Origin of the sequence: Micromonospora sp. M61 (genome assembly GCF_018070245.1) — a bacterium.
In the GTDB taxonomy this organism is placed as follows: Bacteria; Actinomycetota; Actinomycetes; order Mycobacteriales; family Micromonosporaceae; genus Micromonospora; species Micromonospora zamorensis.
In genome coordinates, this window is the sequence record NZ_JAGPYA010000002.1 from 202,580 (window position 1) to 228,035 (window position 25,456).

Here is a 25,456-nt window from a genome sequence, read left to right on the forward strand (position 1 = left end):
GGCCGGTCTCCGCACGCTCTGTCGGGGACCGGTCCCAGCCGGGGCGCGGTGGCCGTGTCCAGCAGTCCGCCAGGCCCGGTTGATCAAGCGGGTACGCTCGTTACCGCTGCATGCTGCGCTGCCTGGCACCAAAACGGTGCCGAACGGCCGGCTCGGCCGCGAGCCGCAGTGGATCCGAGGAACCTCGCGCCGCTCCAGGGGGAAGCAACCAGGTGAGCACCCATTCGATGTTGTTGTTCGTGCTCGCCGCTGTCGCGGTCATCGTCGTCGTGCGGTGGGTGGCGGCCCGCACCGGTCTGCCGGCCGCGGCGCTTCTGCCGCTCATCGGCATCGCGTACGCGCTGCTCCCCGGTCCCAACGTCGGCCTCGATCCCGACCTTGTGCTCATGATCGTGCTGCCGCCGTTGCTCTACAGCGCCGCACTGGACTCCTCGCTGTTGGACATCCGCCGGAACCTCCGCATCGTGGTCAGCCTGTCCGTGGTGCTGGTGCTCCTCACCGGGGTGCTGGTCGGCATCGGGTTCCACCTGTTCGTCGCCGGGGCGACGCTCGCTGCCGGGATCGCGGTCGGCGCCGCCATCGCGCCGCCCGACCCGGTGGCCGCCCTGGCGGTGGGCCGCCGGGTCAACCTGCCACCGAAAATGGTCACGATCATTCAGGGCGAGGGGCTGCTCAACGACGCCACCGCGCTGACGATGCTCAGCGTCGCGGTGGCCGCCGCCGTGGGTGGTGAGTTCTCGTTCCCGTCCGCCGTTGGCCAGTTCGTGCTGGCGGCGGTCGGCGGGGTCGCCGTGGGGGCGGCCGTCGCCTGGCTGGTACGTCTGGCCCGACCGTTCACCGCGGACCCACTGTTGTCGAACGCCATCTCGCTCGCGACACCGTTCGTGGCCTACCTGTTGGGCGAGGAACTGCACGTCTCCGGGGTGCTCGCCGTGGTGATCGCCGGGCTGATCGTCGGCCACAAGACACCCCAGCTCACCTCTGGCGCCGCCCGGCTGCAGACCAGCGCGGTGTGGCGGCTGGTCGACTTCCTCCTCGAAGGCTTCGTCTTCCTGCTGATCGGCCAGCAGCTTCCCGAAGTCGTCAAGGGCCTGCGTCAGTACGACACGTCGACCATCGTCATCGCCGTCGCGGTGTCGGTCGGCGTGGTGCTCCTGCTGCGCCCCGCGTGGCTGGTGATGACCCAGTCCCTCCCCCGGTCGTTGCACACCCGGCTGGGCGGCATCTCCGAGCAGGACGACCCGGACGAACCCGGGACTGCCCGGCAGATCGAGCGCGCTGACCGCAACGCCCGCCGACTCACCTCCCGCGAAGTGGTGGCTCTGAGCTGGTCCGGCACCCGTGGCGTGATCAGCCTGGCCGCGATCTTCACCCTGCCGCTGACCACCAACAGCGGCGCACCCTTTCCCGACCGTGACCTCCTGCTGTTCTGCACCTTCGTGGTAGTCCTGGTGACACTCGTCGGGCAGGGCATGACGTTCGCACCGCTCGTGCGGATGCTGGGCCTGCGCGCCAACGAAACAGACCAGGCCCGCGTACGCAACGAGGCCCGCTCGGCGGCGGTCGAGGCCGCCCTGGCCCGCCTCGACGAGGTTGCCGCCGCGGAGCCGGACAGCGCGGTGGCCGTCAACACCATCCGTACGCAGCTGCTGGCCCGACTGGCGCGCTACCGCGGGCGGCTGGACCTTCTGGAGCAGAGCGGCTCCGAGATGCCCACCTCACCGGAGTACGAGACGGCGCTTCGTGTCCGGCGGACAACCATCGACGCGCAGCGCGAGGAACTCGTGCGCTGGCGCGACTCCGGCCGGCTGCCGGATGAGGAGCTCCGCGTCCTGGAACGTGAACTCGACCACGAGGAGCTGCTGCTCCCGAAGCGGACCTCCAGCTGACCTGCCTCGCCAGTGCGGTGGACCCCACTGGCGAGGCAACGGTCGCTACCTCACCGCGCCAACTGGCGCAGGATCACCGGGTCCTTGATCTTCTTGTCGGCGGCCAGCAGCAACGCCTTGCTGATGATTTCGCCGAGCCGGCTGTCGCCCTCGAAGGGCAGGTACATCTCCGGCTGCTTCGCCTTCGCCGAGTCGGGGATGATGCACAGATACCGGTCCTCCGGGGCGATCAGGATGTTGCCCGAGCCGCAGTGGATGCGGTAGGTGTGCAGATCACCCCGCACTTCGAGGAACCGGTCAGTGAAGGTGCACCGGTTGGCAATGGCCAGCCGGGGAATCAGCTCGGCCAGCACCTCCCGGCGCGTCCGAGCGGGCGGGCTGAGGTCGCCGAAGCTGTTCTGCGACCAGTAGTCGCGGTACCGGCCCTGGGGACCACCGTCGTACCAGTTCGGGTCGTTGCCCACCCCGGCCGCGGCAACGAACAGGTCGACGTCGCGCATCACCTCGCTCAGCACGACCGCCGGAACCTCCTCCAGCGGCACCGGCGTGCGTTCCCCCCGGAGGAACACCAGTTGGTCGGTCCCCATCGTGTCGAACATCAGGTCGTCGCCCTGATCCTCGATCCCGGCGATGTGCAGCACGGCGCGCAGCTCCCAGTCCGGAAGAGCCAGCCAGGGGTCCTGGTAGCTGGCGCCGTCGTTGCGGTGTCGAACGTGCGACCAGCCGCGCCGGGACAGCAGCGCGATGAGACGGTGCTGGCGCACGATGTGCGCGGCGAAGCGGTTGGAGTACGTGCCGGTGGCCCGCTCCGCGTCGGTCAGCAGGTACTGCTCGCGGTGTGCCTGCTTGAACGGCTGGGTGATCGTGTGCCGGGCCAGGAAGTCCCGCCAGGCCAGGACCGTGGTCGGATCGTCGACCGGGTGCCACAGCCGCACCGTGGCGTCGCCAGCGGGCTCGAACACCGTGTCGTCCACGGTCCGCAGGGCGTCGGAGCCCCAGCAGCAGGCGACGCCGTCGACGGTCCAGATCAGCCGTCGGGCCAGGGTCCGGGCCAGCGGGTGGTCCAGGAACCGTTCCCGCCACTGCTCGACGGTCCACGCGCGGTCGCGCCGCAGCAGCCCCTCCAGGCGGTCGCGGGTCCCGATCAGCGTCGCGCCGATGTCCGCGACTGTCGCCTTCAGCTCCTTCAACTCCTCGCTGTGGTCCTTGCGCACCTGAGCCGGAGGAGCCTTGACCACCTTGCCGTCGGAGTTGCGCCACACCACTGTGGCGTCGACGCCGCGCACCTCGACCTCGTACGAGCTGTCACCCAGCTTGTCCGCGAGTGGCAGCCCGAAGCCGGGCAGCGCCATCTCCTCGACGTCCTCACGACCGATGCCGAGCGCCTCGGCGTGCGTGGTCAGGCCCTTCTCGACGATGCGGAGTGTGCTCTTGTAGGTCAGCCGCGACGCCAGCCTGGCGAGCTGCGCGAGGGCGGCGGGGTGATCGGTGTCGACGAGCACCGCGACCGCGACGTTCGCCAGCTTCGGGCTCGACGGACCGTGCCCGGGAACCTTGCGGGCGGCCCGTTCCGCGATGTGGCCGAGACTGCGCAGGGTCTCCTCCGACGGCGGGCACATCGCTCGCGTCCAGAGCAGACCCCACAGCACCCCGACGTTGTGCCGGTCGACCAACCGCGGCGGGTAATCGTCGACGTGACCGGGGCAGCACGTGGTCATGCGCAGCGGCAGACTGCGCGGCAGACCCACCAGCGGAAGCCAGTCGTCGAGCCGCTCGGTGAACTCGTCGACGCCGACCGCGTCGAGCAGAACCCGGGCGCTCTTCTGCCAGGCGGCCGTCGGCCGCGCCTTGTCCGCGCCGAGCAGGCAGTGGGCAAGCAACGCCTGCCACCCGGATCGGCGCCCCTCCGGCATCGCCTCGATGTCCACGACGGCCCGGTCAGCCCACTGCTCACCGACGTTGACGAGCGGCCACATCGCCAGGTCGTCCTCGCCCATGAGGGAGTATGCGCGCTCGATCCGCGTCCGACGCCACGTCGCCAGCGCCGCCGGATGCGAACGCCCGGCGAGGTGCTCGGCCTGTAGCGACTCCCGGGTGAAGCTCACCAGCGACGTGCTCCACCGACCGAATCCCAGCCACGCCTGGCCGCCCAGCCGGTCCAGCCAGGCGGCGCCGTTCAGCCCACCGCTCGAGAGCAGAACACGGATGAACGTGGTCAGCCCATCCCTGTCCTGCCCGGGCACGACCAACGCGTCGAACACCCTCTGCCGGACCTGCACCGGTTGCGCGGCCAGGATCTGCTCAACCCGCTCCCACACCTCGCGGCAGGCGGCCCCCCATGAGGATTCGCTGGTGATGTTGTGGTGGCGTGGCAGGCTTCCGATCACCGTCATCGCCGCGGCGACACGACGCTCGTGATCCGCCTCGGCGCCGTCCAGGGCCGCGATGGCGGAGCTGAGCAGCTCCGCCTGGCGCGTGGCCTCCGGCAACAACTCGATCTGCGGCGGAGCAAGATCGTACGGGCCGTTCGGATCGTTGAGCGCGGCGAGCAGCGTCCGGCTCGTACTGGCCGGCGCCCAGCCGCACACCACGGCCACCTGATCGACGAAGTCCCGCCGACCATGTGCGTTGAGGGTGTTCTCGCTCCGCTCACACCATCCCCTGACGGTGTCCACCACGTCGCGCAGTGCCAGCTCCGGATCGAACGTGTCCATCAGCCGCCCACCAGCGGGACGAGCTTGAGGAACGTGACGCGGGAGCCCGCGTGCAGGTGGACCTTGTCGTCCAGGCTGGTGACCTGACGGTCGTCGACCAGCACCACGAAACCGTTGCGGCCGAACGCCTCAAGCGTCGCCTGGGTCCGTTCCTCCGGATCGACGCCCGCGCCGGACTCGGCGACTTCCAGGACCACTCGCCGGCGGATCAGCTCGTCGAGACGGACTGTCTCGTCGAAGATTTCCATTGTCCACTCGGCAACGCTCGGCCCACCGGTCGCTTCATCGGCGATTGTGATCATCGGCATGGCGGAGACCGTAGCGTGGACCCCGGACATGCTGGGTGACGCGGAAGCGATCAGCGCCGCGACCTGGAACGCCTGTCGTTGGCCGACCGCCGGAGCCCCGTACCGTCAGGGCGTTTCGACGGTGACGACGCCAGTTTGTGTGACCTGGACGGGTGCCAACCAATCTCCCACGGTGTACGGCGATTTTTCGTGAAGGCGAGGTTGTGAGCGTGACCGATCACGCGTACCCGAACAGGACTGACCTGTCGGCGGTGGTGGACGCGGCACGCCGCGGGGACCAGGCGGCGATGGACGAGCTGGTCTCGCACTATCTGCCACTGGTGTACAACATCGTGGGTCGGGCACTGAACCGATCGGCGGACGTCGACGACGTGGTGCAGAACACGATGTTGAGCGTCGTGCGAGGGCTGGCGGGCGTACGCGATCCGGGTGTCTTCCGGTCGTGGCTGGTGGCCGTCACCATGAACGAGGTCCGTGCCCACCAACAGTTCCGGCACACCACACCGGCGCCGCCGGAGGACATCGACAACCTGATCGACCCGGGTTCCGACTTCGAGGACCTGACCCTCACCCAGCTTCGCCTGTCCGATCAGCGCCGCGAGGTCGCCCTTGCCACGCGCTGGTTGGACGACGACCACCGCCACCTGCTGTCCCTGTGGTGGCTGGCCGAGGCCGGTCACCTCTCCCGCGCCGACCTGGCCGAGGCCCTGCAACTGGACCCACATCACGTGACCGTCCGCGTGGCCCGCATGAAGGCGCAGTTGGACACCGCTCGGCTGGTGGTGCGAGCCCTCACCACGCGACCCGGCTGCGGTGGCCTGCTCGACATGGCGTCCGACTGGGACGGCCGACCGGCGCCGGTGTGGCGCAAGCGGCTGGCGCGGCACATTCGGACCTGCGCGCACTGCCCGGATGCCACGTTCGATCTGGTACCGGCCGAGCGGCTGCTGGCCGGCATGGCGCTCACGCCGTTCCCGCCCGACCTCGCCTCGCGCGTCACACATCGGGTGCACGGCATCACCGGCGCGCAGCAGGGCATCTCGTCGGCGGGCGCGTCACACGGCGTCGCCTCGGCGGGCCCGTCACACGGCGTCGCGTCGGCGGGCACACGCGCGAAGATCGTCGGGTTGCCGCAGCAGGCCCGCGTCGCGGTCCTGTCCCTGCCCAAGGCCCTGGTGGGCGCGTTCGCGGCCGTCGCCCTGGTCGGAGGGGCGGGGATCGTCGTCGCCGGTTACAAGGCCGGGCCGAGCCAGCAGCCGGCGAGCGTGACAGCCGCCCAGCCCTCGACCGCGATCACCGCACCCGCCTCCGAGACCCCCGGATCCTCGCTCGATTCACCTTCCCCGACGGCGCTCGATGCGTCCCCGACCACCTCGCGCTCGACCTCCGCCCCCACCAGGTCGCCGGCGCCAACCAAGTCACCGACCAGGCCGCCGACTCCGACCAGGTCACCGACCAAGCCTGCCAGCGCGTCCACCGGCGTGTCCGCCGCGGAACAACGTCTGCTGGTGCTGCTCAACGAGCGGCGCCGCGCGCTCGGGCTGCCCGCTGTCGAGCTGCGCACGACGGAGCAACGCGCCGCGGAAGCCTGCGTGAAGCAGAACCTGGATACGGGCGCCTTCGAGCACTGCGGCCATGAGGTTCTGTGGGCGTCCTCGGGCAACTCCTCGCCCGAGCAGATGATCAACGCCTGGTTCAACAGTCCCGGGCACAAGACAGCGCTGACCTACGCCAGCTCCCGTTTCGCCGGCCCCGCCATCGTCTTCAACGGCACCCGTCAGATCGCTGCCATCAACATCGATTACTGAAGCTCTCCGCAGGTGAGAGTGGCGCAAGCGTCGACTGCGCGCCCGGCCCGACGCCGATCGGCGTCGGGCCGGGCGTGAGAGCCGCGAGCCGTCACCAGGGCACCACACCGGCGTCCTCGAAAAAGCCGCCGGTGGGGCCCCCGTCGGGCAGTGTGGCCAGGCGGATGGCGGTCGCCGCGCCCTCCTGGGGAGTACGCACGCCACGGAAGCCGTTGAGGTCGGTGGCGACGAAGCCCGGGCAGGCGCAGTTGATGAGGATCTTCGTGTCCGCCAGTTCCCGGGCGTACTGAAGGGTCACCGCGTTCAGGAACGACTTTGAGGGCGCGTAGGCCACAGCGATCGGACCTGTGGTGGTGTCACCGTCGGGGCCAGACTGCCGGGTCAGAGAACCGACGCCGCTGGACATGTTCACGATGCGCGGTGAGGCCGAGCGGCCGAGCAACGGCAGCATCGCGTTCGTCACCCGGATGACGCCGATGACGTTGGTCTCCACCACAGTGCGGAGGACGGCCAGATCGACGCTGCTCGGCTGCTGCTGTCCGCCACCGGTGATCGCGGCATTGTTGACCAGCGCATCGAGGCGTCCGGCGTGTTCGCCGATCAGATCGGCTGCGGCGGCGACACTGCGGTCGTCGGTGACATCCAACGGGACACCGAAGGCGTCGACGCCAGCGTCCCGCAGTCGTGCCACCGCCGTGTCCCGCCGGGCCTGGTCGCGCGCGCCGACACCCACGCTCCAGCCCAGCGCACCCAGGCCTGCCGCAATCTCGTACCCGATGCCCTTGTTGGCCCCGGTGACCAGGGCAATCTTCTTGTCACTCATGTCTTCGACTGTGGGTCACGGCCCGCGAGTCGTCCAAGACCACCTGAGTCATGGGCGATACCCGGAAGGTATCGCCGCCTCTGTTGCGGGCTAGGCTGGACACGTGGAGACACGAGAGCTGCGGTACTTCGTCGCCGTGGCCGAGGAACTGCACTTCGGTCGGGCGGCGCAACGCCTGGGCATGGCCCAGCCGCCATTGTCACGGGCGATCAGTCAGCTCGAACGCCGTCTGGGTGCTGCCCTGCTGAAGCGTGACAGCCGCTCGGTGACCCTGACCGAAGCCGGTGCGGTCCTGCTGCACGAGGGACGAGCAGCGCTGGACGCTGTGGAAGCTGCCGAACATCGCGCCCGACGCGCAGCTCTCTCCGTCACCGGTCACGCCAGCGTCGTCCTGGCGACCAAGGCTGGAGCGTCCAGCGAGTTGCTCGCGAAGCTGCTGCACGCCTACTCCACCGAACCCGGATCGGTCGACGTCGACGTGGTGCTGTGTGGCCCCGGCGAACAGGAACGACTGTTGCGGACCGGCCGTGCCGACGTCGCGATCCTTCACCACCCGTTCGACGACCTGACGGGGCTCGACACCGAGGAACTGCTCACCGAGGGCCAGGTCGCCATCCTCCCGGCCGGCCATCCCCTCACCACTCGCGAGAGTGTGCAGCTGAGCGAGGTGACCGAGCTGCCGGACCTGCCTCTACCCCGCTGGCCGGCGCAGGACGGCACCTATCCCGACGGCCCCGGTCCTGAGGCCCAGAGCCACTCCCAACTTTTCCAGCTCACCGCCCTTGGCCGGACCTTGCTGGTCGTGCCCGAGTCCGCCCGATCCCAGCTGAACGACGATCTCGTCGCCGTGCCGATCGTGGACGCGCCGGAAGTCACCACGGTCATCGCCTGGCCCCCGCACAGCCGTTCCCGAGCTGTCGCCGATCTTGTCAGGGCCGCACTCCGCCTCTAGCCGCCGATATCGCGCCTCGTCGCACCGGCGTACGCGAAAAAGGCCCTGACCGGCAGGGATCTGCCAGGTCAAGGCCTTCATCGTTGGTGCGCCGCCAGGGACTCGAACCCCGAACCCGCGGATTAAGAGTCCGCTGCTCTGCCAGTTGAGCTAGCGGCGCTCGTTCGGCAACGGAGAGAACATTAGCACCCCCGAAACCCCGGCTCCAATCCGGTTACCGGGCTCCCCCCTTCGGTCGAGCTTTGCCGGCAAAAAGCCCCAAACCGGCCAGCCGGCTCAAGGCAGGGGCGTGGGTTGCGGCGTCGATGCGGCACGATGTCCGCCAGGTACGCGAGAACAGAGGTGGGGATGACACGGTTCACGCGAGCCGGGGCGGTGGTGGGCGCTCTGGCTCTGGCGGCGTCGCTGGCACTGACCGGGTGCGGCGACGAGAAGAAGCCGGAATTCGTTGGCGGGACGTCGCCGGCGGGCGCGGGTGCCGAAGCTGGCTCGTCCGCGCCCTCGGCACCGGCAACCCCGAGCGCGCCGAGCGGACCGACGCTCACGCTGAGCCCGGCGGACGGCACGAAGGGCCGGCCGGTGAGCACGGAGATCAGCGCGAAGCTCCCGAACGGCGGAAAGGTGTCCGCGGTCACGCTGACGGCGGACGGTGGGGGCTCGGTGGAGGGCAAGCTGCGCACCGACGGTTCGGCCTGGGTGCCGTCCGCCCCGCTGAAGTTCGGCACCCGCTACACCGCCACTGTGACGGCGAACGGGTCCGACGGCACGAGCAGCCAGGGCACCAGCAGCTTCACCACGATGGCCAAGCCGAAGTCGACCATCGGGTCCGGCCTGTATCTCTTCGACGACAAGAGCTACGGGGTGGCCATGCCGGTGGTCACCGAGTTCCACCCGGGCATCCCGAAGAAGGACCGGGCGGCGGTGCAGAAGCGGATGTTCGTCCGCACCGACCCGCCGCAGCCGGGGGCGTGGCACTGGGTCGACAACGGCACGCAGGCCTACTACCGGGCCCCGGAGTACTGGAAGCCCGGCACGACCATCAGCGTGCGGATCGCCCTGGCCGGGATGCCGCTGAGCAACGGCAAGTACGGCGACATGGACCGTAAGGCGACCGCGAAGATCGGCCGGTCGTTCGAGATGAAGGTCGACAACGCCAACAAGAAGATGTTGGTGTACGAGAACGGCGCGCTGGTGCGCACCATCCCGGTGAGCCTGGGCAAGAAGAGCACGCCGTCGTCCAGCGGCACGATGGTCGTGATGGAGAAGAAGGAAGCCACGACCTTCGACACCCGCGACGACCCGGACCCGGCCAACCGCTACGTCACCGACATCCAGTTCGCCCAGCGGCTCACCTGGGGTGGCGAGTACATCCACGCCGCACCCTGGTCGGAGCACGTGCAGGGGCGGCAGAACGTGTCGCACGGCTGCGTGAACGTGTCGATGGTGAACGCCCGGTGGTTGTTCGAGAAGACGCGGATCGGTGACCCGATCACGGTGAAGGGCACCGAGCGCAAGATCGCCGCCGGCAACGGCTGGACGGCGTGGAGCCTGAGCTGGTCGGCGTTCATCAAGGGCAGCGCACTACCCGTACCCAAGGGTGGGGCCGGCCCGGCGCTCTGAGCCGCCCGGCATCGATGCGCCGGCCCTGCCGATGGCCGGGCCGGCGCGTACCCTTGCATTCCCGCGCTGCGACGACGCCGCGGCGACCCCTCAGTCCCGGTACGGAGACGAGTCAGGCTCACGAAACGCCGGATAGTAGCAAAAATCCGGCATCATCGTCGGCGTGTTTCGGTTCACCCTCGGCAACCGGGGCCGGCTCTGGCGCGTCAGTAGGAGACGATGGGGCAGCGACCACGACTGTGAGGGAATCATGCGAGCTAGCCAGGACCAGCTGATCAGGCGCGGTGGGCGACGCCGCGTGTTCGCGGCAGGGCTCCTCGCCGTGGCGCTGGCCTTCACCTCCGCCTGCACCGACGGCGACGGCGGCAAGCCGTCCTCCTGGCAGGGCGGCGACGAGGCGCCGGCACCGAAGGCGGCGGCGACCATCAGCGAACCGGCGGCCGATGCCAAGGACGTGCCAGCGTCCACCGGCATCACCTTCACCACCAAGGACGCCGTGAAGACCGCTGTCGAGCTGAAGGACGCGGCCGGCAAGGCCGTCGAGGGCACCCTCGCGGCAGATGGCAGGACGTGGCTGCCGGCCGGCGCACTGGAGTACGGCACGGCCTACACGGCGACCGTCACCGCCACCGGCGACGACGACCGTCCGGCCACCGCGACCAGCAGCTTCACCACGATGGCCAAGCCGAACAACCAGGTACGGGTGACCAGCTTCCTCGGCGACAACCAGGTGGTCGGGGTCGGCATGCCGCTGATCGTGAAGTTCGGCCGGAACATCCCGGAGGACTACCGCGACGACGTGCAGCGCCGCATGACGGTGACGTCGACCCCGGCGCAGGAGGGCATCTGGCACTGGGTCAGCCCCACCGAAATCCGCTACCGGCCGAAGGAGTTCTGGAAGGCCGACAGCAAGATCTCCTACCGGGTGCAGGCCGGCGGTCTGCCGATGGGTGAGGGCTGGTACGGCCGCGCCGACCTCAGCGTAGACGTCAAGATCGGCGCTGCGACGGTCATGACGGTGGACAACAAGACCAAGCGGATGACGGTGACCCGCAACGGCTCCGTGATCAAGACCATCCCGGTCAGCCTGGGCAAGAAGAGCACCCCGTCGTCCAGCGGCACCATGGTCGTGATCGAGAAGCTGCGCAAGACGGTCTTCGACACGTTCGAGGAGCTGGGCCCGGAAGAGGGCTACCGCACCAAGATTGACTTCGCGCAGCGCCTCACCTGGGGTGGGGAGTTCATCCACGCGGCGCCCTGGTCCGAGGGCCAGCAGGGCAGCGTGAACGTCTCGCACGGTTGCGTGAACGTGTCGATGGCCAACGGCGACTGGCTGTTCAAGAACACCCAGATCGGTGACCCGATCACGGTCAAGGGCACCGAGCGCAAGCTGCAGAACGGCAACGGCTGGACCGACTGGAACATGAGCTGGGACGAGTACGTCAAGGGCAGCGCCCTGCCGTACGAGCCTCCCGCGGACCCGGACACCACCCCGACGCCGGACGGCGCGGTCACCCCGTCCCCCACGCCGACCGCCTGACCCGAACGACGGAAGCCCTCTCCCACACGGAGAGGGCTTCGTCGTGGATGCCCCTATCGGGCCCCTGGAAACGACTCAGGCCCCCTCCGAGGAGGGGGCCTGAGCAGCACAACCAACTGGGTGACTGATGGGAATTGAACCCACGACAACCGGGACCACAACCCGGTGCTCTGCCAACTGAGCTACAGCCACCACGCCGTCGCCCGGTCGATAGCCCCGGGCGGGGTGCGGACCAATAATAGCCACATCGCGGCGTGCCTCGTCCAGCGGGTTCCCCGGTCCCCGTACGAGCCGCCGCGGGTCAGAGTTCGGCGGCGATCGCCTTGGCGGTCTCGACGTCCGGGCCGGGCAGCGGCACGAAGACCGTACGCCGGTAGTACTCCAACTCCCGGATGCTCTCCCGGATGTCGGCCAGCGCCCGGTGCGCGAGGCCCTTCTGCGGCTGGCCGAAGTACACCCGCGGGTACCAGCGGCGGCAGAGTTCCTTGATCGACGACACGTCGATCAGCCGGTAGTGCAGGTGCGCGTCGAGTCGGGGCATGTCCCGGGCGATGAAGCCCCGGTCGGTGGCGATCGAGTTGCCGCACAACGGCGCCGTACGCGGATCCTTGACGAAGGTGCGGACGTAGTCCAGGACCAGGTCCTCCGCCTCGGCGAGGGTGACCGCCGAGCGGCGGACCTCCTCGGTGAGGCCGGACTTGGCGTGCATCGTCTGGACGATCTCCGGCATCGCCTCCAATGCCGCCTCATCGGCGTGGATCACCACGTCGACACCGTCACCCAGCACATTGAGGTCGGGATCGGTGACCAGTGCCGCAACCTCGATCAGTTTGTCCCTGCCAAGGTCCAACCCGGTCATTTCACAGTCGATCCAGACAAGGAGATCAGCCACCGGGACAGCCTACGCGCAGCCCACGACCCGCGGCTGCGCGCTCTCGGCCGACCGGACCGCTAGGGTTTCGGGGTGCCAGCAGAACCCGTCGCACCGCCCGCCGTCACGGACGACGATCCCGGCGGCCGTACGGTCCGTCGCCTGGTCGCGGTGGTGGCTCTTGTCGCCGTGCTGCCGGCGCTCTACCTGCGCGGCCTCGTGCACAACTTCTTCGACCTCAAGATTTACATGTCGGCCATGGACTGGTGGCGCGTCGGCCACCCGCTCTACGACTACGTCCAACCCGACCGGGTGCAGGGCGAGCTGTACTTCACGTACCCGCCGTTCAGCGCGCTGCTGCTGTGGCCGTTCGGTCTGCTGCGACTCGGCGCCACCGTGACGATCTTCACGGTGCTCACGATGGCGGCCGTGGTGCTGACCACCCGGTGGGTGGTGATGCCGCTCATCGACCGGCACCACCTGCCGCGAACGTTCACCCTGATCGTCGCCGTGCTGCTGGTGCTGGCTGTGGAGAGCACCCGCGAGACCATCACCTTCGGGCAGATCAACATGCTGCTGGTCGTACTCATCCTGGCCGACCTGCTGTACGCGGTGCCGCAGGCGCGACGCTGGGCCGGGGTGGGCGTGGGGCTGGCGACGGCACTCAAGCTCTTTCCCGGCATCTTCATCGTCTACCTGTTGGCCACCCGGCGGTGGCGGGCCGCGGCGGTGGCCAGCGCGACCGCGGCGGCGGCGACCCTGCTCGCGGCGGCGATCGCCCCGAGCGACTCGTGGCGGTTCTGGACGCACGAACTGTGGGCCACCGATCGGGTGGGGCGCACCGACTACGTCGGCAACCAGTCGCTGTTCGGCCTGCTCAGCCGGTTCACCGCGCCGGCGAAGCCGGACCAGCTGCTCTGGCTGTTGTTGGTCGCCGTGGTCGCCGTCTACGGACTGTGGCGGGCCGCCCGCGCTGCTCGGGCCGGTGACGCGTTGACGGGCCTGACGCTGACCGGGCTGGTCGGCTCGCTGGTCAGCCCGATCACCTGGACCCACCACATCTACTGGTTCGTTCCGGCGGTGGTGCTGCTCGCGGACGCGGCGTTGAGTGCCGACCGGCCGGACGAGGCACGCCGGCGTCGGTGGTTGGCCGAGCTCGCGCTGGGCATCACCGCTGTGATCGTCTATGGCGTGGTGACGTTCCAGGCCTGGGGCGTGGAACCGGTCCGCACCCAGAACCCGGCGGACTTCGTCGTGCAGAACGCCTACGTGCTGATCAGCGTGCTGCTGCTGGTGGTCCTACCGGTGCGTGCGCGGCGCGCTGAGGAAGACTCAGACCACCGTGAGGAAAAATCGCGCCAAATGGACAGATCTCCCCAGTAGCCGCTATCAGCGCTAATCTGACCTCATCTACCTCAAGCGTCGCTCAGGTAGCACCGATCCCCCGGTGAGGGTGGCCCTCCGCGTCGGCAGCGCGGAGGGCCACTCGCCGTTTCGTCCCCCGCCGGCCAGGCCACCACCAGCGGATGCCACCGGCCGCGTAATCACCGACCGGCCACCGGCGGGGCATCCACCGGCCGGGTCGCCACCGGCGGAACCTCCACCGGCTGGTCCGTGGCCTCCGTACCGGCCGGTGGCCACGCGAGACTCAGCGTCACCTCCGGTGGGCGCGGCAACCGGGCCGGTTCGTCCAGGTCGGCGAGGGTGACCGGCCGGGACGGTTCGGTGCCGATCGCCGAGCGGAGCCGCTCTCCCGCACCCGAGCCGACCGGGGTGAGCTGCCGGACGGCCGGCAACGGCGGGGTCGAGCCCGGCTCCCCGGAGCCCAGGCCACTCAGCGAGGTGACACCGAGCCGGCCGGCGAGCACCGGCACCTGATCCGGCTCGACCACGAAGATCACTTCACGCGGGCGCAGCGGCCGCAGCAGGAGCAGCACCGCACACACCACCAGCAGGACGCCCACGGCCAGCAGACCCCAGGTGGCCGGCCCGGTCCACCCGGCGCGCAACTCGGCGCGCAGGTCCAGCGCCAGATCCGCCCCGCCGTCGGGGCGCATCACCACGAGGCTCATCGGCTCACCGGCCAGGTCCCCGACACTCCACTCCAGCGAGCCGATCCCCTCGCGTACCCAGAAGGGCCGCCCCAGCGGCGTGACCGCCTCAGCTGGGGTCGGGGTGCCCACGGCGGGACCGGCCGCGTCCAGACGGACCGGCAGCGGGCCCTGGGCCAGCGCCACCCGGCTAACCGAGGCGTGCGGTGCCGACTCCAGCCAGCGGCGTACCTCAGCGGTGGGCGCCAGCCCGACGAAGGCCGGGCCGTCCGCGGTGCGGGCGTCCAGTCGCAGCCGGGTCTGCGCGGTACGCGCGAACGGCGCCTCCTGCCGCAGCAACCGATCGAGGTCGGTGACCACGACCGCGTGACCGGGCGTGCGGACCGTTTCGAAGCGGGCGGCGAAGGCCCCGTCGGGGTCGGCGTGGCGGGTCACCAGCCACAGCGCGCCTCCGGCGAACAACGCCGGAATCCCCACGACCAACAGCAGCACTCCGGCGATCATCCGCACGAACCGCATCCGCACCGTCCCCCTCCGTAGCCAATTACCCGGCCGACCTTACCGACGCAGACCGTCTGATCAGCGGATATCCACGGCACGGGCGGGTGCCGACTCCAGAAAGCGCACTGGCCCGCCGGATGGTCCGGCGGGCCAGCGGTGCGACGGGGTCAGGACTTGGCGACCGGCTCCCGACGGGTCCGCGTGAACGCCAACCCGCCCAGCACCAGGCCGGCCAGACCAGCGACGAGACCGGCCACACCGAGGCCGACCGCGAGGCCGTTGCCGTCCTCGTCGTCGTCGTCATCGTCGGGTGCCGCGACGGCCGTAGCGGAGGCCGGTGCGGCCGAACCACCCGGCGCGGCGGCGGTCAGGGTGAGCACCGGAGCCGGGCTCTCGGGCTCCTCGCCGCCCGGTGCCTGCTCGTCGATCCAGCGCGAGATGTTGCCGTCGGAGTAGGTCTGGAGGGTCTTGAAGACCATCGAGTCGACCTTCGGCAGCGGCCCCATCGAGACGGGGAACTCCTGGAACTGGCCCGGCTTCACCCCGGCGTCACCGGTGGCCGTCCAGGTGATCTTGGAAACCGCCTCGGTGAGCTGGCTGCCGTGCACCTCGATCGGCGGGTCGACCTTGCGCTTCTCCGTCGCGACCGTCCAACCGGGGACCGGCATGGTCGACACCGAGCCGACCGGGGCGTTCTCCGGGAGGACCACCTCCAGCTTCGTGGTGGAGGCGGTGTCACTCTCGTTCGGCACCCGGAACGCCACCCGGGCGTAGCCACCCTGGGTCGCCTCCTTCGGGTTCACCGTCACGTGGGCGGACGCCGGTCCGGCGAAGCCGAGCACAGCGGTGGCGGCGGCGGTGAACGCCAGTGCGGCAGCGGCGGTTGCGGTACGCCGGATTCGGGTCATGGGTTTCGCGGACCTCTCTAACGGATCGGCACGGTGGCGGTCACCGTGGCCTGGTCGATGTCGGTCGTTCGGGCGGTGATCTTCAGTTGCCAGTCGCCGGCTGCCGGCAGGCTGATGTCGCCGTAGGCGTGGTTGTCCGTCAACGGCAGCAGCGGGACGTCGATCGGCTCGATCCCGGCCGAGGGCAGCGCGGCAGTCGCCTTCCACTCCACGACCGGCAGGGGCAGGTTGTCCTTGCCGTACGCGTACAGGTGCACCGAGTTGTTGCCCCGCTGGGCCGGGCTCACCTCGATCTGCATCTCGTAGAGCGGGCTGGACAGCCTGGTGCTGAACAGGCCGGCCTCGGTGCTGGACGGCCCGGCGACGGCGGTGCGGGCGGGCGTGGTCTGCACGAGCGTGGCGGACAGGCCCAGCACCACCACGGTGACGGCCAACTCCACCCAGACCGCCCGGCGTACCGGCGCCGGTCGCTGCGCGGCGACACGCCGGCGGACCAACTGCCGGGAGTACGCCGCCACGGCGATCACCAGCGCGAACAGCCCGATCTTGGCGAGCAGCAGCCGCCCGTAGGTGGTGTCGAACAGCGCCTGCGGGGTGGCCACCTCGATCAGCGCCTGGACGGTGCCGGCCAGCAGCAGCGCCGACACGGCGAGCGCCGCCCAGCGCGACCAGATCGGCAGGATCGCGCTCAACTCCCGCTCGTCGGCCTGGCGCAGCAGGAAGCCGGCGAGCATGAGCAGACCGCCCAGCCAGACGGCCATGCTGCCCAGGTGCACCGCGTCGACCACCACGGAGACCGCCGGCGCCGGGGAGGCGGCCGGGTGCCCGGCCAGGGGCCAGGTCAGCAGGGTGGCGCCGCCGAGCACGGCCAGGATGATCGCGTCGGCGCGGCCGGTCGGTCGGGCCAGCAGCGGCCGGAGCAGGAAGACGGACGCCGCCAGCAGACCGAGTCGGACCAGGTGGGCGGCGCCGAAGGCGCTGCCGAACACGCTGCCGAAACCCTCGCCGGTGACGTCGAAGAGGCCACCGCCGGCGGTGTAGGGCACCTGCAACCACAGGTCGGCGAGGGTGGCGACGGCCACCAGACCCAGGCCGGTCCACGCCAGGCGGGTCGGCCCCCGGCGGGAGAGCCGTCGGGGCCAGAGCGCGGCGAGCACCAGCGCCGGCCCGACCAGCAGCACCAGGCCGGCGTAGCCGAGGAAGCGGGCCACCTTCACCGCCGTACCCACCACCGGGTTGGCGCGGCTGTCCGAGCCGGAGTCGACGGGTGGCGTCGAGGGTGCGCCGACCGAGTAGGTGAACGCCCCGGAGACCGGGTGGCTGTCGGCGGAGATCACCCGGAAGCTGACCAGGTAGGTGCCTCGACCCCCGGCCGGGTCCACCGGAATGGTCACGACACCGCCGGCGAAGGACGGCTCACCCCGGTCGGCCCGGGCCCCGTCGGGCGCGATGACCCGGATCTTGCCGGGAACCTTGCGGACCGACTCGCTGAACGTCAGCACCACCTCGGACGGCCCGCTCGGCACGATGGAGGAGGCGGCCGGGCTGCTGCTCTCCAGCACCGCGTGGGCGCTCGCGGAGGTGGCTGGCGCGATCAACAGGGCGACGACGGTGACCAGCAGGCCGGCGGCTGCGGCCAGCCGGGCGAACCAGCGGCGGGGGGCGACAGTCATGCCAGCCATGGTCGCCGACCGGTGTGGATCTCGGCGACCCGAGTCGGGCGAAGGGCTCAACTCTGCTCAGCCGCCAGTGCCGCGCGGGAGGGATCGCGTGTCATGAGCAGGTAGTCGGCTCGCGTTGGGAAAAAGTTCCCGACGTGGTGCAGAACATCCAAGGGCCGAAGGACCCTGACGCTGCGACGGGCGCCGCGTAACCTGGTTTGTCGTGATCCCCGTCCCGCGTGACACCGGTGCCGCCGGTCCGGCAGAGCCGGCCGGCGACGTCGCCCGGGACCCGGCCACCGAGTGGGCGCTGATCGCCCGCGACGGTGACCCGAGCGCCCAGGCGGCGTTCGTCCGGCTGACCCAGGTCGAGGTCTGGCGGTTCGCCGCCGCCCTGGTCGACCCGGACAGCGCCGACGACCTGACCCAGGAGACGTACCTGCGCGCGTTTCGGGCGCTGCCCGCGTTCGAGGGTCGCTCCAGCGCCCGCACCTGGTTGCTCGGCATCGCCCGGCGGGCCTGCGCCGACCACCTGCGCACGCTGATCCGCCGTCGGCGGCTGGACGAGCGCCTGGCGGCGAACGCGTACACCGACCGCCCCTACCCGGACCCGGCCGGCCAGCTCGGGGCCGCCGACCTGGTCCGCCGGCTCAGCGCCGAGCGGCGTGCCGCCTTCGTGCTCACCCAGTTGCTCGGCCTGTCGTACGCCGAGGCCGCCGCAGTTGAAGGGGTGCCGGTGGGCACCATCCGTTCCCGGGTCGCCCGGGCCCGCGACGACCTGGTCGAGGCGGCCGGCGACGCGCTGACCGGCTGAGCGCGGAACTTCCGGCGGAGACGGGACGACAAATGAGCGTGACTGCACCTTCCTCCGGGGCTGGCCGTTGGCCTGTCGTCCGGCCCTGGCTCGGCACGGCGGCCCGGCTCGGCCTCGCCGCCGTCTGGCTCGTGGCCGGCGCGTCGAAGGTCGGCGACCTCGCCGCCTCCGGGCGTGCCGTCAACGCGTACCAGGTGATGCCGTACGACGTGGCGAGCGTGATCGGCGCGGCCCTGCCCTTCGTCGAGCTGGCGCTGGGCGTGCTGTTGCTGCTCGGGCTTGCCACCCGGCTCGTCGCCGGGGTGTCAGCCGCACTCCTGGTGGTCTTCATCGCGGGGATCGCCTCGGCCTGGGCGCGGGGGTTGGCCATCGACTGCGGCTGCTTCGGCAGCGGCGGGCAGTTGGCCGAGGGACAGGCCCCCAGTTACCTCCCGGAGATCCTTCGGGACCTGGGATTCTTGGTACTGGCCGGATTTCTGCTGATCTGGCCACGTACGCCCGTCTCGGTGGACGGATGGTTGTCCGGCGAGCCCGTTGTGGAGGACGAGGATGAGTAGTCGCAAGGGGCAGCGGGACGCCGCCCGGGTGGTCCGCGAGCAACTCGCCCGAGAGCGGCGGCGCAGACGCACGATCTGGGTCTCGGCCGGGGCCGTCGTCGTCCTGGTCATCGCCGGTGTCATCGGCTGGGCCGCCTGGTCCAGCCAGCGCTCCGACGAGTTCACCACCCCGCCCGGCGCCAACGCGGCCGGCACCGGCATCGTCACCGGCGGCGGGCCGGTCACCGTCGACGTCTACGAGGACTTCCTCTGCCCGGCCTGCAAACAGTTCGAGCAGACCAGCGGGGCGACGCTCGAACAGTTGGTGGCCGAGAACAAGGCGAAGGTGGTCTACCACCCCGTCGCGTACCTGAACCGCTTCTCGACCACCGAATACTCGACCCGGTCGTCGGCCGCTTCCGGCTGCGCCGCGGCGGGCGGCAAGTACCACGAGTACGCCAAGGCGCTCTTCGCCCAGCAGCCGCCGGAGGGCAGCGCCGGGCTCACCGATGACCAGCTGATCGACATCGGTGTCGGCGTGGGCCTCGACCGGGGCTCCTTCGGCAGCTGCGTGAAGGACAAGACCTACCGGACGTGGACCGAACACGTCACCGAGGACGCCAGCCGGAGCAACGTCACCGGCACGCCGACCGTCAAGGTCAACGGCAAGTCGGTCGACAACCCCACCCCGGACGCTCTCACCGCAGCCGTGGCGGCGGCCGGCAAGTGATCCGTACCCTGCTGACCCGGGCCGGCCTGGTCGCCACCGCAGCCTGCGCGGCCACCCTGCTCACCGCGGCGCCCGCCGCCGCGCACGGCGCGGACGCACCCGACGGCACCGACTACCGCACCCGGACCACCGGGGTCGCACCGGCACGGCCAGGGCTGGAGGTACGCGTCGTCGAGGCGGGCGCCCGACTGGAGCTGACCAACCGCACCGGCCGCACCGTCGAGGTGATCGGCTACTCCGGCGAGCCGTACCTGCGGGTCGGCCCGGACGGGATCTTCGAGAACAGCCGCTCCCCCGCCACGTACCTGAACCGCACCATCACCGGGGACACCGCGCTCCCGGCCGAGGCCGACCCGGCCGCCCCGCCGAACTGGCGGCGGATCGACGACGGGCCGACGGCGCGCTGGCACGACCAGCGCGCACTGTGGCAGGAGTCGGCACCACCGCCGGCGGTACGCGCCGCACCGACCCGGGAGCACCGGGTCCGCGACTGGACGGTCCCACTGCGCGACGGCGCCGACCCGGTCGTCATTGGCGGCACGCTCGACTGGGTGCCGCCGCCGGACGCGTACACCTGGTGGACGGTGACCATCGTGGGCCTGCTCGCGGTGGGCGCGCTCGGCCTGGTCGCCGCCGCCGCGCCGGCCGGCGCCCGCGCGCTGTCCGCCGTCGGCGCGTTGCTGGTCGTGGGCGGTGCACTGACCGTCGTGTACCCGGTGGGGCGGGAACTGGACGCGGGCGCGCAGGGTGTGGGCGGGGTGCTGGTCGGGCTGCTGTCCGGGCAGATCTGGTCGCTGCTCACCGGCCTCGGCGCGGTCGCCGCCGGTTGGTACGCGCTGGCCCGCCGCCCGGCCGCCGACTTCGCTGTGGCGCTGGCCGGGGCCTGCCTGGCGCTCTTCGGCGGCGCGGCGAACGCCGCCGTGTTCTCCCGGTCCATCGCCCCGGTGCCCTGGTCGCCCGAGGTCGCCCGCGTCATGGTGGCGGTGGTGCTGATCACCGGTGCCGGCGCGACGGCCGCAGGAGTCCTCCGCCTGCACGCCGCCTCCCGGGCCGCTACCGCAGCACCCCGGGCCGACGACGCCGAACGCGGAGCTACGGCCGCGGGGTGAAACCGTAGGGAAGTTCCAGGCGGTGGCGGGCCAGCAGGGCCTCGTCACGCAGCAGGTCTCCGGTGGGGGCGTCGGCGACGATCCGGCCACCATCCAGGATCACCGAGCGTTCGCACAACTCCGCCGCGTACGGCAGGTCGTGCGTGACCATCAGCAGGGTCACCGGCAGGTCGCGCAGGATCTCGGCCAGCTCACGGCGGGCCGCCGGGTCCAGATTCGACGACGGCTCGTCGAGCACCAGGATCTCCGGGTGCATGGCGAGCACGGTGGCCACCGCCACCCGGCGGCGCTGCCCGAACGACAGATGCTGCGGGGCCCGCTCCCGGTGCTCACTCATCCCCACCGCCGCGAGAGCCTCGTCCACCCGCGCGGCCAGCTCCGCCCCGCGCAGGCCCAGGTTCGCCGGCCCGAACGCCACGTCCTCCGCCACCGTCGGCAGGAACAACTGGTCGTCCGGGTCCTGGAAGACGATGCCCACCCGGCGACGCACCTCGCCCAGGGTGGCCCGATCCGGCGTCACGGTCAGCCCGCCGACGCTCACGCTGCCCTCGGTCGGGGTGAGGATGCCGTTGAGGTGCAGCACCAGCGTCGTCTTGCCGGCCCCGTTGGGCCCGAGCAGCGCCACCCGTTCGCCGCGCGGCACGCTCAGGTCCACCCCGTGCAGGGCGACATGCCCATCCGGGTACGCGTAGCGAACGCCACGAACGTCCAGCGAGACAGCGGTCTGCACGACACCGATCATGACAGCACGACGGCGGTGGCGGCGATGGAGGCCGCCAACACCGGCACGGTGGCCGCGACCAGCCACTGGCCGGTGGTCGCCGCGCCCTCGCTCTGCCACACGGCGGGCATCCGCCCGGTGTAACCCCGCGACAGCATCGCCAGGTAGACCCGCTCACCCCGCTCGAAGGCGCGCAGGAACAGCGCCCCGATCCCGGCAGCGAAGCCCCGCAGCTGCCACAGGAAACGCGGGTCGTCACCCCGGGAGATCCGGGCCACCCGCATCCGCCGCGCCTCGCCGATCAGCACGTCGAGGTAGCGCAGCATGAACGTGGCGATCTGGGTGAACACCTGCGGGCAGTGCAGCCGGTCCAGCCCCACGATCAGGTCCCGGGTGGTGGTGGTCGCGGCGAGCAGCAGCGAGGCGAGGACTCCCAGGGTGCCCTTGGCCACGATGTTCCACGCGCCGTGCAGGCCGTCCTCGGACAGCCGCAGGCCCAGCACCTCGACCCGGTCGCCGCTGCCGAGGAACGGCAGCGCCACCGCGAACAGCACGAACGGCAGCTCGATCAGCGCCCGGCTCAGCAACCACCGCGGCCCCACCCGGGCCAGCGCCGCCACCACCGCCACCAGCAGGGCGTACGCGCCGAAGGCCCAGAACGCCGTACGCGGGGTGGCCACCACGGCGATGGTGAAGACCACCATCGCCACGATCTTCACCTCGGGCGGGAGCCGGTGCACCGGCGAGTCCGACTCGCGGTACAGCACGTGCCCGTGACCGGCACCCATCTGCGCGTACCCCTGCTCAGCTGGCCGCGTCGGCGCGGCGCCGGACGTCGTCGGACGTCGCGGGGTCACCGTCGGTCGGGGTCGTGCCGTCGGTGGGCGTCGTGCCGTCGGTGGGCGTGGTGCCGTCGGTCGGGGTTGTGCCCCGGCGGCGCAGCAGCCAGAAGCCGCCAGCGCCGATCGCGAAGGTCACCAGCACCCCGAGCACCCCGGAGAGGCCGGTGGAGACGAAGCTGTTCCGCACGCCACGCACGCCGTAGTCGGCCAGCGGGCTGTCGGCCAGCTCGTGGTCACGGGCCTGTTGGGCGGGGCAACTGCCGCCGACGATGTTGTCGTCGGCGTCGACGGTGCAACCCTTGAGCAGGGACGAGTCCAGCCCGTCCGGGTGGGACGAGGCGTAGTTGCTCACCACACCGGCGAGCAGCAGGGCGACCAGCAGGCCACCGGCCAGGAAGGCCCAGGAACGGTTCTTCATCGGGCACCTCCGGTGACCGGGACAGCGGGGGCGGCAGGGGCGGCGGGCGTGCGCAGGGAGCGCAGCGCGTACACCAGGTCGGGGCGCACCTTCGCGACGGTGAGCACTGTGGTCGCGGTGATCAGGCCCTCGCCGATGCCGATCAGCAGGTGGACGCCCGCCATCGTGCCGGCCAGGCCGGTCAGGTTGTTACCCAGGTCGGTGGTGCCGCCGAGCCAGTACTGCAGGACGAAGCCCTGCGACGCGACCACCACGCTGAGCGTGGCGGCGACGAACGCCGTCACGGCCAGACCGGCCCGCGTACGGGGCAGCACCCGCAGCAGCACCGCGATCAGCACGTACGCCGCAGCGGTGCCGAGCAGCGCCATGTTCGTGATGTTGAGGCCGAGCATCGCCACGCCGCCGTCACCGAAGATCAGTGCCTGCACCACCAGCACCACGGCCACGCAGAGCGCGCCGACCCACGGACCGACCAGCATGGCGGCGAGCGCGCCACCGAGCAGGTGGCCGCTCACGCCGGCCGTGAAGATCGGGAAGTTGAGCATCTGGACGGCGAAGATGAACGCCGCCACCAGGCCCGCCATCGGGGCCAGCCGGTCGTCCAGGTCGCGCCGACCGCGCAGGACGCAGACGGTGAGCGCGGCAAGGGCCAGCGCAGCGAAGATGGCTGCAACCGGACCGTCGATGATCCCGTTCGAGATGTGCATCGCCAGTGTTTCCACGCGACCTCCCACGCGTCCGCGGGCCCGACCGGGCCGGCGTGGGTCAGCCTATTTCCCAAACCTCGTTGTTGCCAGAGTCTTGCAACAACGGATGAGCTTGATCACCTTCCAGGTCAGGTGTGGCGTCGGCACTTCGGCTGATCGGCTCGGCTTCCGTGAACGTCGGGGTGCCCGCTGGGTGATCGACTCGCCTTTCTTGATGTCGGGGTGTCCGCGGGTCGGGGATGCCCCGGTTTCCAGAACCACGAGTCGATCTTCACCCGCCGGCGCGGACCCGCGCGGCTCGCCGACGACGGCACCGGCCAACCCAGCGGTATCGTCGGGCCATGACCGCGCCCGACCGTCTCTCCGCCGGTGACCCTGCCCCCGAGTTCACCCTCGCCACCGACACCGGCGACCAGCTCTCCCTCGCCGACCTGCGAGGCCGCAAGGTCGTCCTGTACGCCTACCCGTCGGCGATGACCCCCGGCTGCACCAAGCAGGCCTGCGACTTCCGCGACTCGCTCGCCTCGCTCCAGGCCGCCGGCTACGAGGTCGTCGGCATCTCCCCGGACAAGCCGGAAAAGCTGGCGAAGTTCCGCGAGCGCGACGCGATCACCTTCCCGCTGGTGTCCGACCCGGACAAGGCGGTGCTGACCGCCTACGGCGCGTACGGCGAGAAGCAGCTCTACGGCAAGACCGTCACCGGCGTGATCCGCTCGACGTTCGTGATCGACGCCGACGGCAAGATCGAGCGGGCGCTCTACAACGTCAAGGCCACCGGCCACGTCGCCAAGCTCCGCCGCGACCTCGGCCTGGACTGATCTGTCGTACCGGGCCGCTACGTTCCGTCAGTGGTTCGATACAAATACACGCCCGAAGCGTTGGCCGCCGCTGCCGCCGCCGCGCGCAACATCACCGAGGTGATGCGGTTGCTCGGCGTTCGCGTCAGTGGTGGCTCGCACGCGCACATCAGTCGGCAGCTCAAGAGATTCGGCATCGACACGTCGCACTTCACCGGTCAGGCACACAGCAAGGGTCGCCGAGGTGAACGGCGCACCACTTCAGCAGAGCTTCTGGTCGTGCTGCCCGAGGGTTCCCGTCGGACGCCCGGCGTGCGATTGAAGTGGGCGCTGGGCACACTCGGCGTGCCGCAGGAGTGCGAGGGGTGCGGGATAGGGCCGGTGTGGCGAGGCGCTCCACTCATCCTGCACGTCGACCACATCAACGGAGACTTCCTCGACAACCGGCCACCGAACCTGCGGCTCCTCTGTCCCAACTGCCACAGTCAGACCCCCACCTACGCCGGCCGACGGAACCGGGCTGGTATCCCCACCGTTCCCGTGCACCCGGCGCCCGGTGATCAGGAGCGCTCGCACGAGACTGCCGGATCCGGTCGCCGACCAGCAACGCGGGAGGATCTCGTCAACCTGTTCGGTCAGGTCGACGCGCAGCAGGTGACGGCCTTGGAGGCGGCACGGCAGTTGGACTGGTCGCCGGCCTATCTGCACAAGGTTCGGCGGAAGCTCGAGCAGGACGGAGTGTTGAGGCCACGTCCGGACCGCAGGTGGCGTTCGAGGGCTCATCGCGACGTGGTGATAGAACAGGCGCTGGCGCATCCGGATGTTGGACCGAAGCGGCTGTCGGGGATCCTCCGCAATCTGCCGGGCCGAGCATGCAGGGTGAGTCATGGCACGGTCTCGACCATCCTCAGGGAGGCCGGGCTCAACACCGTCGACGCCAGACGCTCTAGACTCAGGGCGTTGGCGGGAGTGGCGTAACGGCAGCCGCGCAGGTCTTAGGAACCTGTATCCGGAAGGATGTGGGGGTTCGAATCCCCTCTCCCGCACAGGTCGACACACACCCCCGCACCAGAGCGCGATTGTCGGGCGCGTCACTGTCGTGGGTCGCGGGCCTGGTCAGCGGGTCAGGATGGCGG

General features: G+C 70.7%; 23 protein-coding genes and 3 tRNA genes. 13 read left to right on the forward strand and 13 right to left on the reverse strand.

The features are described from left to right. Nucleotides 1-227: 227 nt before the first annotated feature. Nucleotides 228-1,889, forward strand: coding sequence for a Na+/H+ antiporter (locus KBX34_RS02110; RefSeq protein ID WP_210792370.1), 1,662 nt, complete (start codon nucleotides 228-230; stop codon nucleotides 1,887-1,889). Between the two features lie 50 nt (nucleotides 1,890-1,939). On the opposite strand, the gene KBX34_RS02115 is transcribed toward KBX34_RS02110, so the two are convergent. Next, a complete protein-coding gene (locus KBX34_RS02115) occupies nucleotides 1,940-4,603 on the reverse strand; it encodes a DUF4132 domain-containing protein (RefSeq protein WP_210922946.1) in 2,664 nt (887 codons plus the stop codon). Then, nucleotides 4,603-4,911 (reverse strand): hypothetical protein, encoded by a 309-nt coding sequence (locus KBX34_RS02120; protein WP_210922948.1) that lies wholly within the window; start codon nucleotides 4,909-4,911, stop codon nucleotides 4,603-4,605. Before KBX34_RS02120 ends, KBX34_RS02115 begins: the two co-directional genes overlap by 1 nt. 209 nt (nucleotides 4,912-5,120) lie before the next feature. Here KBX34_RS02120 and KBX34_RS02125 point away from each other — a divergent pair, with 209 nt between their 5' ends. Then, nucleotides 5,121-6,719 carry a sigma-70 family RNA polymerase sigma factor gene (locus KBX34_RS02125; protein WP_307871306.1) on the forward strand — a complete coding sequence of 533 codons (1,599 nt, stop codon included), beginning with the start codon at nucleotides 5,121-5,123 and terminating at the stop codon, nucleotides 6,717-6,719. A gap of 91 nt (nucleotides 6,720-6,810) precedes the next feature. Here the strand turns inward: KBX34_RS02125 and KBX34_RS02130 are convergent, their stop codons facing one another. Beyond that, entirely contained in the window at nucleotides 6,811-7,542 is a 732-nt protein-coding gene (locus KBX34_RS02130; RefSeq protein ID WP_210922952.1) for an SDR family oxidoreductase, read from the reverse strand. A 103-nt stretch (nucleotides 7,543-7,645) separates the two neighbouring features. On the opposite strand from KBX34_RS02130, the gene KBX34_RS02135 reads away from it, so the two are divergent. Beyond that, nucleotides 7,646-8,494 (forward strand): LysR family transcriptional regulator, encoded by an 849-nt coding sequence (locus tag KBX34_RS02135; protein ID WP_210792068.1) that lies wholly within the window; start codon nucleotides 7,646-7,648, stop codon nucleotides 8,492-8,494. Between the two features lie 84 nt (nucleotides 8,495-8,578). Here KBX34_RS02135 and KBX34_RS02140 read toward each other — a convergent pair. Further along, nucleotides 8,579-8,654: transfer RNA gene (locus tag KBX34_RS02140), tRNA-Lys, on the reverse strand. Nucleotides 8,655-8,842: 188 nt separating this feature from the next. On the opposite strand from KBX34_RS02140, the gene KBX34_RS02145 reads away from it, so the two are divergent. Continuing rightward, nucleotides 8,843-10,114: an Ig-like domain-containing protein gene (locus tag KBX34_RS02145; protein ID WP_210922953.1), complete on the forward strand. Its 1,272-nt coding sequence runs from the start codon at nucleotides 8,843-8,845 to the stop codon at nucleotides 10,112-10,114. Nucleotides 10,115-10,364: 250 nt separating this feature from the next. After that, complete coding sequence (locus KBX34_RS02150; protein ID WP_210922954.1) at nucleotides 10,365-11,654, forward strand: Ig-like domain-containing protein; 1,290 nt, start codon at nucleotides 10,365-10,367, stop codon at nucleotides 11,652-11,654. Nucleotides 11,655-11,773: 119 nt separating this feature from the next. Here KBX34_RS02150 and KBX34_RS02155 read toward each other — a convergent pair. Together KBX34_RS02155 and orn are read right to left on the reverse strand one after the other, a co-directional pair. Continuing rightward, nucleotides 11,774-11,846: transfer RNA gene (locus tag KBX34_RS02155), tRNA-His, on the reverse strand. 109 nt (nucleotides 11,847-11,955) lie between these two features. After that, nucleotides 11,956-12,546 carry an oligoribonuclease gene (orn, locus tag KBX34_RS02160; RefSeq protein ID WP_088946475.1) on the reverse strand — a complete coding sequence of 197 codons (591 nt, stop codon included), beginning with the start codon at nucleotides 12,544-12,546 and terminating at the stop codon, nucleotides 11,956-11,958. Between the two features lie 72 nt (nucleotides 12,547-12,618). Between orn and KBX34_RS02165 the strand changes: the two genes are divergently transcribed. Then, entirely contained in the window at nucleotides 12,619-13,908 is a 1,290-nt protein-coding gene (locus KBX34_RS02165; RefSeq protein WP_210922955.1) for a glycosyltransferase 87 family protein, read from the forward strand. 161 nt (nucleotides 13,909-14,069) lie between these two features. On the opposite strand, the gene KBX34_RS34365 is transcribed toward KBX34_RS02165, so the two are convergent. From KBX34_RS34365 to KBX34_RS02180, 3 genes are all read right to left on the reverse strand, one after another. Then, nucleotides 14,070-15,095 carry a hypothetical protein gene (locus KBX34_RS34365; RefSeq protein WP_210922977.1) on the reverse strand — a complete coding sequence of 342 codons (1,026 nt, stop codon included), beginning with the start codon at nucleotides 15,093-15,095 and terminating at the stop codon, nucleotides 14,070-14,072. 149 nt (nucleotides 15,096-15,244) lie between these two features. Beyond that, nucleotides 15,245-15,985, reverse strand: coding sequence for a YcnI family protein (locus tag KBX34_RS02175; protein ID WP_210922956.1), 741 nt, complete (start codon nucleotides 15,983-15,985; stop codon nucleotides 15,245-15,247). Between the two features lie 17 nt (nucleotides 15,986-16,002). Then, entirely contained in the window at nucleotides 16,003-17,667 is a 1,665-nt protein-coding gene (locus tag KBX34_RS02180; RefSeq protein WP_088946471.1) for a copper resistance CopC/CopD family protein, read from the reverse strand. A 202-nt stretch (nucleotides 17,668-17,869) separates the two neighbouring features. On the opposite strand from KBX34_RS02180, the gene KBX34_RS02185 reads away from it, so the two are divergent. Genes KBX34_RS02185 through KBX34_RS02200 form a run of 4 tightly spaced genes read left to right on the forward strand, consistent with a single transcriptional unit; the run spans nucleotide 17,870 to nucleotide 20,835 of the window. Then, nucleotides 17,870-18,460 (forward strand): sigma-70 family RNA polymerase sigma factor, encoded by a 591-nt coding sequence (locus KBX34_RS02185; RefSeq protein ID WP_210922957.1) that lies wholly within the window; start codon nucleotides 17,870-17,872, stop codon nucleotides 18,458-18,460. 32 nt (nucleotides 18,461-18,492) lie between these two features. Further along, a complete protein-coding gene (locus KBX34_RS02190; protein WP_210792062.1) occupies nucleotides 18,493-19,017 on the forward strand; it encodes a MauE/DoxX family redox-associated membrane protein in 525 nt (174 codons plus the stop codon). Further along, nucleotides 19,010-19,726, forward strand: coding sequence for a thioredoxin domain-containing protein (locus KBX34_RS02195; protein WP_210922958.1), 717 nt, complete (start codon nucleotides 19,010-19,012; stop codon nucleotides 19,724-19,726). The genes KBX34_RS02190 and KBX34_RS02195 overlap by 8 nt, the downstream gene beginning before the upstream one ends. Beyond that, on the forward strand, nucleotides 19,723-20,835 hold the full coding sequence (locus tag KBX34_RS02200) for a hypothetical protein (protein ID WP_210922960.1): 1,113 nt from the start codon (nucleotides 19,723-19,725) through the stop codon (nucleotides 20,833-20,835). The genes KBX34_RS02195 and KBX34_RS02200 overlap by 4 nt, the downstream gene beginning before the upstream one ends. Here the strand turns inward: KBX34_RS02200 and KBX34_RS02205 are convergent. The 4 genes from KBX34_RS02205 to KBX34_RS02220 are packed head-to-tail and all read right to left on the reverse strand — an operon-like array spanning nucleotide 20,819 to nucleotide 23,538. After that, the gene (locus KBX34_RS02205) at nucleotides 20,819-21,577 is read right to left on the reverse strand and encodes an energy-coupling factor ABC transporter ATP-binding protein (RefSeq protein WP_210922961.1); all 759 of its coding nucleotides are present in this window, start codon (nucleotides 21,575-21,577) and stop codon (nucleotides 20,819-20,821) included. The two genes, KBX34_RS02200 and KBX34_RS02205, sit on opposite strands and share 17 nt — an antisense overlap. Beyond that, nucleotides 21,574-22,344: a cobalt ECF transporter T component CbiQ gene (cbiQ, locus tag KBX34_RS02210; RefSeq protein WP_088951497.1), complete on the reverse strand. Its 771-nt coding sequence runs from the start codon at nucleotides 22,342-22,344 to the stop codon at nucleotides 21,574-21,576. Before cbiQ ends, KBX34_RS02205 begins: the two co-directional genes overlap by 4 nt. Nucleotides 22,345-22,360: 16 nt before the next feature. Beyond that, entirely contained in the window at nucleotides 22,361-22,816 is a 456-nt protein-coding gene (locus tag KBX34_RS02215) for a PDGLE domain-containing protein (protein ID WP_247671331.1), read from the reverse strand. After that, on the reverse strand, nucleotides 22,813-23,538 hold the full coding sequence (locus KBX34_RS02220) for an energy-coupling factor ABC transporter permease (protein ID WP_099850968.1): 726 nt from the start codon (nucleotides 23,536-23,538) through the stop codon (nucleotides 22,813-22,815). Before KBX34_RS02220 ends, KBX34_RS02215 begins: the two co-directional genes overlap by 4 nt. Before the next feature lie 326 nt (nucleotides 23,539-23,864). On the opposite strand from KBX34_RS02220, the gene bcp reads away from it, so the two are divergent. The 3 genes from bcp to KBX34_RS02235 all read left to right on the forward strand — a co-directional run bounded on the left by bcp (nucleotide 23,865) and on the right by KBX34_RS02235 (nucleotide 25,366). Continuing rightward, on the forward strand, nucleotides 23,865-24,341 hold the full coding sequence (gene bcp / locus KBX34_RS02225) for a thioredoxin-dependent thiol peroxidase (RefSeq protein WP_088946464.1): 477 nt from the start codon (nucleotides 23,865-23,867) through the stop codon (nucleotides 24,339-24,341). A gap of 30 nt (nucleotides 24,342-24,371) precedes the next feature. After that, nucleotides 24,372-25,298 carry an HNH endonuclease gene (locus KBX34_RS02230; protein ID WP_210792058.1) on the forward strand — a complete coding sequence of 309 codons (927 nt, stop codon included), beginning with the start codon at nucleotides 24,372-24,374 and terminating at the stop codon, nucleotides 25,296-25,298. Beyond that, nucleotides 25,284-25,366: transfer RNA gene (locus tag KBX34_RS02235), tRNA-Leu, on the forward strand. The genes KBX34_RS02230 and KBX34_RS02235 overlap by 15 nt, the downstream gene beginning before the upstream one ends. The last annotated feature ends 90 nt before the right edge of the window (nucleotides 25,367-25,456 follow it).